This window comes from Methylobacterium sp. CCH5-D2, assembly GCF_001556475.1.
In the GTDB taxonomy this organism is placed as follows: Bacteria; Pseudomonadota; Alphaproteobacteria; order Rhizobiales; family Beijerinckiaceae; genus Methylobacterium; species Methylobacterium hispanicum.
Genome location: NZ_LSIX01000231.1, coordinates 1 through 11,205, shown reverse-complemented (window position 1 = coordinate 11,205; position 11,205 = coordinate 1). Strand labels below are relative to the sequence as shown.

General features: G+C 71.5%; 10 protein-coding genes. 6 read left to right on the top strand and 4 right to left on the bottom strand.

From position 1 onward, the window contains the following. Positions 1-184 precede the first annotated feature (184 nt). From AX737_RS06175 to AX737_RS06155, 5 genes are all read left to right on the top strand, one after another. Entirely contained in the window at positions 185-1,045 is an 861-nt protein-coding gene (locus AX737_RS06175; protein WP_066919878.1) for a transglutaminase family protein, read from the top strand. Positions 1,046-1,210: 165 nt separating this feature from the next. Continuing rightward, on the top strand, positions 1,211-2,590 hold the full coding sequence (locus tag AX737_RS06170) for an ethanolamine ammonia-lyase subunit EutB (RefSeq protein ID WP_066919875.1): 1,380 nt from the start codon (positions 1,211-1,213) through the stop codon (positions 2,588-2,590). Then, complete coding sequence (gene eutC / locus AX737_RS06165) at positions 2,587-3,366, top strand: ethanolamine ammonia-lyase subunit EutC (RefSeq protein ID WP_066919873.1); 780 nt, start codon at positions 2,587-2,589, stop codon at positions 3,364-3,366. Before AX737_RS06170 ends, eutC begins: the two co-directional genes overlap by 4 nt. Before the next feature lie 291 nt (positions 3,367-3,657). Further along, positions 3,658-5,388: a dihydroxy-acid dehydratase gene (gene ilvD, locus AX737_RS06160; RefSeq protein WP_066919871.1), complete on the top strand. Its 1,731-nt coding sequence runs from the start codon at positions 3,658-3,660 to the stop codon at positions 5,386-5,388. Beyond that, on the top strand, positions 5,375-6,286 hold the full coding sequence (locus tag AX737_RS06155; protein ID WP_066919869.1) for a tetratricopeptide repeat protein: 912 nt from the start codon (positions 5,375-5,377) through the stop codon (positions 6,284-6,286). The genes ilvD and AX737_RS06155 overlap by 14 nt, the downstream gene beginning before the upstream one ends. 225 nt (positions 6,287-6,511) lie before the next feature. On the opposite strand, the gene truA is transcribed toward AX737_RS06155, so the two are convergent. The 4 genes from truA to recR all read right to left on the bottom strand — a co-directional run bounded on the left by truA (position 6,512) and on the right by recR (position 9,462). Further along, positions 6,512-7,264, bottom strand: coding sequence for a tRNA pseudouridine(38-40) synthase TruA (gene truA, locus AX737_RS06150; protein WP_066919867.1), 753 nt, complete (start codon positions 7,262-7,264; stop codon positions 6,512-6,514). Position 7,265: 1 nt separating this feature from the next. Further along, positions 7,266-8,198, bottom strand: a complete 933-nt coding sequence (fmt, locus tag AX737_RS06145) for a methionyl-tRNA formyltransferase (protein WP_066919865.1) — start codon at positions 8,196-8,198, stop codon at positions 7,266-7,268. Between the two features lie 10 nt (positions 8,199-8,208). After that, positions 8,209-8,724 (bottom strand): peptide deformylase, encoded by a 516-nt coding sequence (def, locus tag AX737_RS06140; protein ID WP_066919863.1) that lies wholly within the window; start codon positions 8,722-8,724, stop codon positions 8,209-8,211. Positions 8,725-8,856: 132 nt separating this feature from the next. Continuing rightward, the gene (recR, locus tag AX737_RS06135) at positions 8,857-9,462 is read right to left on the bottom strand and encodes a recombination mediator RecR (RefSeq protein ID WP_066919861.1); all 606 of its coding nucleotides are present in this window, start codon (positions 9,460-9,462) and stop codon (positions 8,857-8,859) included. Positions 9,463-9,881: 419 nt separating this feature from the next. On the opposite strand from recR, the gene AX737_RS06130 reads away from it, so the two are divergent. After that, positions 9,882-11,205, top strand: a 1,324-nt coding sequence (locus AX737_RS06130; RefSeq protein WP_066919859.1) for a phosphoenolpyruvate carboxykinase, incomplete at its 3' end; no start/stop codon positions are given.

The window sequence follows — 11,205 nt, the reverse complement described above, 5'->3', positions numbered from 1 at the left end:
CACCGCCGACATCGAGGGCGTGCTGATCCACGGGGCGCAGGGGGTGCGCTCCCTGACGGTGGTGCTGCAACCGCGGGCAAACGCCTGAGACAGCGGCGCTTCTTCGTGCAGCGGTGGGCGGAACCGGGGCGGGGGCGGGCACTTTGCTCCGGCTGAGAGCCGCCCCCCGAAAGATCCCGTCCCGATGCGCTACACCCTCGGCTGCACCCTGTCCTACAACATCCTCTCGGACACCACCTTCATCTTCAACCTCGAGGTCGCGAAGCTGAAGAGCGTCGAGATCCTGAGCGAGAGCCTCGTTCTCACGCCGGACCTGAAACGCGAGGTCTACATCACGCCGGATCTCCAGAACCGCTACCTCGGCGTCAACGTGCCGATGGGTCAGTTCACGCTGGAGTACAATGCCGAGGTCGATCTGACCGTGCACCGGGCCGACCCGGCGACGATCAACGAGACGCCGGTCTCGGCGCTGCCGCTGGACATCCTGCCGTTCCTGCTGCCGAGCCGCTTCGTCTCCTCGGACCGGCTCGCGCCCTTCGCGCTGGCCGAGTTCGGCGCGCTCCCCAAGGGGCACCAGCGCGTCAACGCGATCTGCAACTGGATCCACGACCACATCACCTACCAGCCGGGCGCCAGCGACGGCGAGACCACCGCCGACGAGAGCCTCTTGAAGCGGGCCGGCGTCTGCCGCGACTTCGCGCATCTCGGCACCGCCTTCTGCCGGGCGCTCGGCATCCCGGCCCGCTTCGTGAGCTGCTACGCCCACGGCCTCGTGCCGAGCGACTTCCACGCCGTGTTCGAGGCCTATCTCGACGGGCGCTGGTGGCTGTTCGACGCCACCCGTCAGGCCGATCTCGACGGGCTGGTGCGCATCGGCGTCGGCCGGGATGCCGCCGAGATCGCCTTCTCGACGCCCTACGGCAACATGCAGCCGGTCAACCAGCAGATCCGCATCCAGCGCTCGGACGGTTCGGGCAGCCCGATGCCGCGCACCGTCGACGCGATCTCGACGGAGGTGCCGGCGCCGCATGCCGGGGCGGCATAGCTGGATCCTGTTGTCCTGTGATCCTCCGCGGATGCTCCCTTCCCGTCTGGGGGGAGGGAGAGCGCAGGCGCTGGGAACGCGAGGACAAGGGGCATCGCCAAGCCCGCCCGGTCTGATACGCTCAGCCAACGTTCAGCCAACGTCACGAGCCCGAGAGGTCCCCCGATGGCCTACCGCCACGTCGTCGGCCCCCGAACCTGGGCCTTCGCCGACCTCGCCACCCTGATGGCCAAGGCGACGCCGCCGCGCTCGGGCGACCGGCTCGCCGGCATCGCGGCGGAGTCCGCGGAGGAGAGTTGGGCCGCGCGCTGGTGCCTCGCCGAGGTGACGCTCAAGGAGATCCTGGCCCGGCCGCTGATCCCCTACGAGGCCGACGCCGTCACCCGCCTGATCCTCGACACCCACGACGCGGCCGGCTTCGCGGAGATCGGCCACCTCACGGTCGGCGACTTCCGCGAGTTCCTGCTCACCGCCTCCCCGGAGACGCTGGCCCGCATCGCCCCCGCGGTCACGCCCGAGATGGCCGCGGCCGTCTCCAAGATCATGCGCAACCAGGACCTGATCCTGGTCGCCCGCAAATGCAGGGTGGTGACGAAGTTCCGCAACACGATCGGCCTGCCCGGCACGCTCGCGGTGCGGCTGCAGCCGAACCACCCGACCGACGACCCGGCCGGCATCACCGCGGCGGTCCTCGACGGGCTCTCCTACGGCTGCGGCGACGCGGTGATCGGCATCAACCCGGCCTCCGATTCGGTCCAGGCGCTCGGCGACCTCCTGCACCTCCTCGACGCGCTGATCCAGCGCCACGCCATCCCGACGCAGGCTTGCGTGCTCACCCACGTCACCACCACCCTGGAGGCGATGGAGCGGGGCCTGCCGGTCGATCTGGTCTTCCAGTCGATCGCCGGCACGGAGGCCGCCAACGCGAGCTTCGGCGTGACGCTCGATCTCCTCAAGGAGGCGCACGAGGCGATGCTGTCCCTCAAGCGCGGCAGCCTCGGCGACAACGGCATGTATTTCGAGACTGGCCAGGGCTCCTGCCTCTCGGCCGACGCGCATCACGGCATCGACCAGCAGACCCTGGAGGCGCGCGCCTACGCGGTGGCGCGGCCCTTCCGGCCGCTCCTCGTCAACACGGTGGTGGGCTTCATCGGGCCCGAATACCTCTACGATGGCAAGGAGATCATCCGGGCCGGGCTGGAGGACCATTTCTGCGGCAAGCTGATGGGCGTGCCGCTCGGCGTCGACGTCTGCTACACCAACCACGCCGAGGCCGACCAGGACGACATGGACACGCTCCTGACGCTGCTGGGGGCTGCCGGCTGCACCTACATCATGGGCGTGCCGGGCGCCGACGACGTGATGCTGAACTACCAGTCCACCGCCTTCCACGACTCGCTCTACCTGCGGGAGGTGCTGGGCCTGAAGCGGGCGCCCGAGTTCGAGGCCTGGCTCCACGCGATCGGCCTCACGGACGGGGCCGGGACCCTGCTGACAGGGGCAGAGAACCGCCTGCTCGCCGACGCACCGGGGCTCGCCGCGTGAGCGATCAGGCCGAGATCTGGGCGCGGCTCGCCCGGCTGACGCCCGCGCGGATCGGCCTCGGCCGGGCCGGCAGCGGCCAGACCACCCGCAGCGTCCTCGGCTTCGGCCTCGCCCACGCCCAGGCGCGGGACGCCGTCCACACCCCGATGGATGCCGACGCGGTCCGGGCCGGGATCGAGGCGCTCGGCCTGACCGTGCGCGCCGCCGCCTCGCGGGCCGAGGACCGCGCCACCTATCTGCGCCGGCCCGATCTCGGCCGCAGCCTCGCCCCGGAGAGCCGCGACGCGCTGGCGGCGGCCGCCGGGGAGCCCTGCGACCTCGCCCTCGTGGTTGCGGACGGGCTCTCGGCCCGGGCGATCCACGAGAACGCCGTGCCCGTCCTCGAAGCCTTCCGGCCGCACGCGGAGAAGGCCGGCTGGCGCCTCGCGCCGGTCGTCGTCGCGGGGCAAGCCCGCGTCGCGCTGGGCGACGCCGTCGGCGAGGCCCTGCGGGCGCGCGCCGTCGCCGTGCTGATCGGCGAGCGGCCGGGCCTGTCCTCCCCCGACAGCCTGGGGATCTACCTGACCTTCGGACCCCGTCCCGGCCGGTCGGACGCCGAGCGCAACTGCATCTCGAACGTGCGCGCGGCCGGCCTCGCGCCGGACGCGGCGGCCTTCAAGCTCGCCTGGCTCATCGGTCAGGCGCTCAGCCGCGGCCTCACCGGCGTGCACCTGAAGGACGAGAGCGACCGCGCTCTCGAAGCTCCGGACCTTCCGGCGGCGCTCGTCCAAGGTTAGCCCGGCGCCTCATCGGTATTCGCCCGCAAGCGTGGCTGTGGCGAGGTCGCAACACCGCGAAAGCATCCCGGGTTTGCCCTGAGTGCTGCCCCGAACCGCCGCGTTCCCGCCATAAACCGGGACCACCTCAGCATCAGCGGTAAACGGCAGATTCTGCAACGCTTTACCGCGCTGTTACGAGGGATTCCGGACAGCGTTTCGACCCTTCGCACAGCGCCGCAAGGCGATGTGGAACGGCCGCGCGCACCCCACATCCGAGAATCGTCGCTGAGTACGGACAGGGCCCGGGTCATGGACGCGCGCGTGAACGACAAGTCGAAGCTGCCGAGCCGGCACGTGACGGAAGGTCCTGACCGCGCGCCGCACCGCTCGTATCTTTACGCCATGGGCCTGACCCGCGAGCAGATCCATCAGCCGCTCGTCGGCGTCGCCTCATGCTGGAACGAGGCCGCCCCCTGCAACATCTCGCTGATGCGCCAGGCCCAGGCCGTGAAGAAGGGCGTGGCCGCCGCCCACGGCACGCCGCGCGAGTTCTGCACCATCACGGTCACCGACGGCATCGCCATGGGGCATGCCGGCATGCGCGCCTCGCTGCCGTCCCGCGAGGTCATCGCGGACTCGGTCGAGCTGACCATGCGCGGCCACGCCTACGACGCGCTCGTGGGCTTGGCCGGCTGCGACAAGTCGCTGCCCGGCATGATGATGGCGATGGTGCGCCTCAACGTGCCGTCGATCTTCATCTACGGCGGCTCGATCCTGCCGGGCTCCTTCCGGGGCCGGCCGGTCACCGTGCAGGACCTGTTCGAGGCGGTCGGCAAGGTCGCGGTCGGCGACATGAGCCTGGAGGACCTGGACGAATTGGAGCAGGTCGCCTGCCCCTCGGCCGGCGCCTGCGGCGCGCAGTTCACGGCCAACACCATGGCGACCGTGTCCGAGGCGATCGGGCTGGCGCTGCCCTACTCGGCCGGCGCGCCCGCCCCTTACGAGATCCGCGACAAGTTCTGCGCCGCGGCCGGCGAGAAGGTGATGGAGCTCATCGCCAAGAACATCCGCCCGCGCGACATCGTCACCCGCAAGGCGCTGGAGAACGCCGCCGCCACCGTCGCGGCCTCCGGCGGCTCGACCAACGCGGCGCTCCACCTGCCGGCGATCGCCCACGAGTGCGGCATCGAATTCACCCTGTTCGACGTGGCCGAGATCTTCCGGCGCACGCCCTACATCGCCGACCTCAAGCCCGGCGGGCGCTACGTCGCCAAGGACATGTTTGAGGTCGGCGGCATCCCGCTCCTGATGAAGACGCTCCTCGACCACGGTTACCTGCACGGCGACTGCCTGACGGTCACCGGCCGCACCATCGCGGAGAACCTCGAGAAGGTGGCCTGGAACCCGGACCAGGACGTGGTCCGCCCGGCCAACGCCCCGATCACCCCGACCGGCGGCGTGGTGGGCCTGCGGGGCAACCTCGCCCCCGAGGGCGCGATCGTGAAGGTCGCGGGCATGCCGGCCGAGCATCAGGTCTTCACCGGCCCGGCCCGCGTCTTCGACGGCGAGGAGGCCTGCTTCCAGGCGGTGCAGAGCCGGACCTACAAGGAGGGCGAGGTCCTGGTGATCCGCTACGAGGGCCCGCGCGGCGGCCCCGGCATGCGCGAGATGCTCTCGACCACCGCTGCCCTCTACGGCCAGGGTATGGGCGACAAGGTCGCGCTGATCACGGACGGGCGCTTCTCGGGCGCCACCCGCGGCTTCTGCGTGGGCCATGTCGGGCCCGAGGCCGCGGTCGGCGGGCCGATCGGCCTGATCCGCGACGGCGACCTGATCACGCTCGACGCGATCCAGGGCACCCTCGACGTGGCGCTCTCCGACGCGGAGCTGGCCGAGCGCCGCAAGGCCTGGGCCCCGCGCGCCAACACCGCGACCTCCGGCTATCTCTGGAAATACGCGCAGGGCGTCGGCCCGGCTGTGACCGGCGCCGTGACCCATCCGGGCGGCGCCAAGGAGACGCAGACCTATGCGGACGTCTAGGTCCGACCTCAGCTGGCCCGCGCGGCCGGCCGGGGCCGATCCGTGTCGGCCCGGCCTGTCCAACCCGCGCGCGGAGATCCTGCGCCTCCTCGGCTTCGCCGGGCTCGCGGCCGCGATGACGCTCGCCTCGGTCCCGGCCCCGCGCGCGCTCGACGCCACCGCCCGCACCCCCGTGCCCGAGAAGACCTACCGCTCGGCCAAGGATGCGCTCCGCGCGGGCGTGCGCGAGTACAACGCGGGCGACAAGGAAGGCGCCGCGCGCGCGCTCGAATACGCCGCGGGGCAGGGCCACGCGCTCGCCCTGTGGAAGCTCGGCCGCATGTACGCCGACGGGGACGGCGTGCCGCACGACGACCTGAAGGCCTTCGAGTACTTCTCGCGCATCGCCGATGCCGGCACCGACGACGCGCCGGACGCGCAGATCTCGGGCGTGACCGCGAGCGCCTTCAACGCGCTCGGGGCCTACTTCCTCGACGGGATCAAGGGCACCTACGTGCGCCCGAACCCGGCGCGGGCCTACGACATGTTCAACTACGCGGCGTCCTATTTCGGCGACCCGAACGCGCAGTACAACCTCGCCCGCCTCTACCTGGAGGGGACCGGGGTCGATGCCGACGCGCGGCAGGCGGCCCGCTGGTTCAACCTCGCGGCGGAGAAGGGCCACCACCCGGCCCAGGCGCTCCTGGGCGACATCCTGGTCAACGGGATGGGCGGCGTGCCGGTGCAGCGGGTGCGCGGCCTGATGTGGCTGGCGCTCGCCCGCGAGGGCGCGCAGGGGCGCAAGGACGAGTGGATCGTCACGCTCTACGAGAAGAACTGGGCGGCCGCGAGCGAGGACGACCGCGCCGACGCGCAGGCCCAGATGCAGACCGTGGGCTCGATCAAGCGGAGGCGGTGAGGGCCGCCTCCGGTGCACCGGCTGGAATGGCGCCGCCCCTTTCCCGGACGCCCGGAGCGTCAGCGGAGGGTGATCCGGGATCCAGCACAAGGAGACGCGCAGCGTCCGCATGCAGCGACGGGGAATGAAGATCGAGCCGCTTCGCGGCACTCTGCTCGCTGGATCCCGGATCACCTTCCACTTCGTTCCAGGCGTCCGGGAAAAGGATGGCGCGTCGGGCTCGGATCAGGCGTAGTCCACGCCCGCGAAGGTGAGCCCGCAGGCCGGGGCCAGCGGGCCGCAGCGGTGCTTGGCCCGCGTCGCCAGGATCTCGGCGACGTCGTCGGCCGAGAGGCGGCGCGAGCCCGCCAGCATCAGCGTGCCGACCATCGCCCGCACCTGATGGTGCAGGAAGGAGCGCGCCGCCGTCGCCACGACGATCTCGTCGAACAGGCCGAAGCGCACTCGCGCCACGTCGAGCTGCTCCAGCGTGCGCACGGGGCTGTTGGCCTGGCACTCCGCCGCGCGGAAGGCCGAGAAGTCGTGGCGGCCGAGCATCCGCTGGGCGGCCGCGTGCATCAGTTCCGGGTCGAGGGCCCAGGGCACCTGCCAGACATGGGCGCGGGTCAGCGCCGCGGGGCTGCGCCGGTTGAGGATGCGGTAGCGGTAGTGCCGCCGGATCGCCGAGTGGCGGGCATCGAAGGTCTCCGGCACGATCTCGGCCGAGAGCACCGCCACGGGTTGCGGCCGGAGATGGGCGTTGAGCGCGTCCCGCACGGTGTCGGTGCGCCAGTCCCTGGCGAGATCGAGATGCGCCACCTGCCCGATCGCGTGCACCCCCGCATCGGTGCGCCCGGCGCAGGTGAGCCGGACGGTCTCGCCCGAGAAGCGCAGCACAGCCTCTTCGAGGGCCGCCTGCACGGAGGGGTCCTCCGCCTGCCGCTGCCAGCCGCGGAAGGGCGCGCCGTCGTACTCGATGACGAGCTTGTAGCGGGGCATCTCAGGTGGAGAGCCGCGCGCCGGGCTCCAGCCGAACCCCGCGCAGGAACTCCGCGCCGCTCGCGACCCCGCCCTTGCCGGCCCGGCGCAGTTCGAGCAGGCGCACCGCGCCCGTGCCGCAGGCCACGGTGCAGCCCTCGTCGAGGAGCGTGCCGGGCGCGCCGGAGCCGGAAGTGGGCAGCGCCCGCAGCACCTTCACGCGCTCCGCACCCTTGCCGAGATCGGCCTCGAAGAAGGCGCCGGGGAAGGGCGACAGGCCGTTGACCTGCCGGACCACCGCCTCGGCAGGCTGAGACCAGTCGATCCGCGCCTCGTCGTTGGTGATCTTGTGGGCGTAGACGACGCCCGCCTCCGGCTGCGGCGCGAAGGCGAGGTCGCCCGCCTCCAGCCGGCGCAGCGCCTGTCCCATCAGGTCGGCGCCCAGGGGCATCAGCGCGTCGTGCAATTCACCCGCGGTCAGGCCGGGGGTGATCGGCACCCGCGCCTCGAGCGCCACAGGGCCGGTATCGAGCCCGGCCTCCATGCGCATCACGCCGACGCCGCTCTCGGGGTCGCCCGCCATCACGGCGCGCTGGATCGGGGCGGCGCCGCGCCAGCGCGGCAGGAGCGAGCCGTGCAGGTTGAGGCAGCCGTGGCGGGGCAGGGCGAGGATCGCGGGCGGCAGGAGCATGCCGTAGGCGACGACGACGGCGACGTCCGCGTCGTGGGCCGCGAAGGTCTCGGCGGCCTCGGGCCCCTTCAGGCTCGCGGGCGTCAGCACCGGCAGGCCGAGCGTGTCGGCGAGCGCCTGGACGGGGGAGGGGCGCACGGCCATGCCCCGCCCGCCCCGGGCCGGCGCGCGGGTGTAGACGGCGGTGATCGCGTGGCCGTCCTCGGCCAGCCTCGCCAGCGTCGGCACCGCGAAATCCGGGGTGCCCATGAAGACGACGCGCATGGCAGGGCTCTCAGGCGGCGTCGCGCTTGGCCGCCTTGGCGAACTTCTTCATCACCCGGTCGCGCTTCAGCTTCGAGATGTGGTCGATGAAGAGCACGCCGTTGAGGTGGTCGATCTCGTGCTGCAGGCAGGTGGCGAGCAGGCCGTCGGCCTCGATCTCCTGCTCCCGCCCGTCGAGGTCGCGGAAGCGCACCCGCACCCGGTCGGGCCGGGTCACCTCGGCGTAGTAGTCGGGGATCGACAGGCAGCCCTCCTCGTAGCCGCGCGTCTCCTCGGATTCCCAGGTGATCACCGGGTCGAGGAAGACCTGCGGGCGGCGCGCGCCCTCCTCCTTCGAGGTGTCGATGGTGACGATCCGCTTCTGCACGCCGACCTGGATCCCGGCCAGCCCGACCCCGGGGGCGTCGTACATCGTCTCCAGCATGTCGTCGGCGATCTTGCGGATCTCGGCGGTGACGGTGCCGACCGGCTCCGAGACGAGGCGCAGGCGCTGATCCGGCAGGATGACGAGGGGAAGGATGGCCATGGCTCGATCGGGACGGTGCGCGGGCGTCTGAGGAAGCGTTTCGAATAGGGTGGGGCGCCGGAGCGGTCAAATGAAGGGGCGCCGATGTTCTCCTTCCCCCCCTCTGCGGGGGAGGGAGAGCGACGCGCGGCCTCAGAACGCCGTACGGCTGCGGATCGCCGCCATCAAGGTGCCCTCGTCCAGGTAGTCCAGCTCGCCGCCCACCGGCACGCCGTGGGCGAGGCGGGTGACCTTCAGGTCGAGGTGGCGGATCGACTCGGTGACGTAGTGGGCCGTGGTCTGTCCGTCGACGGTGGCGTTGAGCGCCAGGATGACCTCCTTGACCGCCGGGTCGCTCGCCCGCTCGACCAGGGTCGCGATGTTGAGGTGCTCCGGCCGCACGCCGTCGAGAGCCGAGAGCACGCCGCCGAGCACGTGGTAGCGCGCCTGGACCGCGCCCGAGCGCTCCAGCGCCCAGAGGTCGGAGACGTCCTCCACCACCACGAGCGTCGAGGGATCGCGGGCGGCGTCGCGGCAGATCGTGCAGGGGTCGCTGGTATCGACGTTGCCGCAGGCGTGGCAGACCACGATGCGCTCGGCCGCCACCCGCATGGCGTCGGCGAGGGGCCCCAGCAGCGTGTCGCGCTTCTTGATGAGTTGCAGCGCGGCGCGGCGGGCCGACCGAGGCCCGAGCCCCGGCATCCGGGCGAGAAGCTGGATCAGGCGCTCGATCTCCGGACCGGCGACGGCTTGCGGCATCGGGGACTCTCGTGTCGGGGTGGGCCGTTCCGGCAGGCGGCGCGCCCGCCATAGCGGGGCCGGGGGACGGCCGAAAGGGCGGCGCGAAGGTCGTGCGCCGGATTACAATATAGGCGTTCCGTCGCGCCCGCGCCCGCCCGTGCGACCATCGTTCAGGATACAGACAGGCGGTCGGCTCCACTCCCGCGCGGCGGCCCGGCACCTGCCGGCCGCGCTCCGGACGTTGGGAGCCCACAGGGCGGACCTACGCCCAAAGTTCGGATTGACCGGGCGGCCCGCGCCGCCCGACCAAGGCAGGGTCGGGAGCGGAGAACCAGCGTGCGGCGGTCCTGAACGACCGCACGGACGCTCCCAGCAATCCCGGGAGTACGTCCCGGGATTGCGGAGACGGCGCGAACAGGGGCTCGGGAGAGACGATCGTGACGAATATCGGTGAGTTCAACGCGGGCCACGGCGCCGAGGCGATCGGCCTCCGTGACCTGAAGGCCGTCCACTGGAACCTTGAGGCGCCCCGCCTCTACGAGGAGGCGTTGTCACGCAAAGAGGGGCAGCTCGCCCGCGGCGGCGCCCTGGTGGCGACCACGGGCAGCCATACGGGCCGCTCGCCCAAGGACAAGTTCGTGGTGCGCGACGCCGCCACCGAGAACGAGATCTGGTGGGACAACAACGGCGCGATCACGCCGGAGCAGTTCGAGACCCTGTACCAGGACTTCCTCAAGCACGCCGAGGGCCGCGAGCTCTTTGCCCAGGACCTCTACGGCGGTGCCGATCCGGCCCACCGGGTCAAGGCCCGGGTCTTCACCGAGTTCGCGTGGCACTCGCTGTTCATCCGCAACCTGCTGATCCGGCCGGACCGCTCGGAGATCGCGGGTTACGTGCCCGACATGACGATCATCGACCTGCCGAGCTTCCAGGCGGACCCCGCCCGGCACGGCTGCCGCTCGAAGACGGTCATCGCCATCGACTTCACCCGCAAGATCGTGCTGATCGGCGGCTCGGCCTACGCGGGCGAGATGAAGAAGTCGGTCTTCACCTATCTCAACTACATCCTGCCCGGGAAGGGCGTGATGCCCATGCACTGCTCGGCGAACGCCGCGCTCGACGCCGAGGGCGGCTCGGCGATCTTCTTCGGGCTGTCCGGCACCGGCAAGACCACGCTGTCGAACGATTCCTCGCGTCAGCTTCTCGGCGACGACGAGCACGGCTGGTCGAACGAGGGCATCTTCAACTTCGAGGGCGGCTGCTACGCCAAGACCATCCGGCTCTCGCGCAACGCCGAGCCCGAGATCTACGCCACCACCGAGCGCTTCGGCACGGTCATGGAGAACGTGGTGATCGATCCGCTCACCCGGGTGCCGGACTTCGACGACGCCTCGCTCACCGAGAACACCCGCTGCGCCTACCCGCTCGACTTCATCGCGAACGCGAGCGCCACGGGCCGGGCCGGGCATCCGAAGAACATCGTGATGCTGACCTGCGACGCCTTCGGGGTGATGCCCCCGATCGCCAAGCTGACCGGCGCCGAGGCGATGTACCACTTCCTCTCGGGCTACACCGCGAAGGTGGCGGGCACCGAGCGCGGCCTCACGGGGCCCGAGGCGACCTTCTCGACCTGCTTCGGCGCGCCCTTCATGCCGCGGCACCCGAGCACCTACGGCAACCTCCTGCGCGACCTCATCGCGGAGCACGGTGTCGATTGCTGGCTCGTCAACACCGGCTGGACCGGCGGCGGCGTCGGCACCG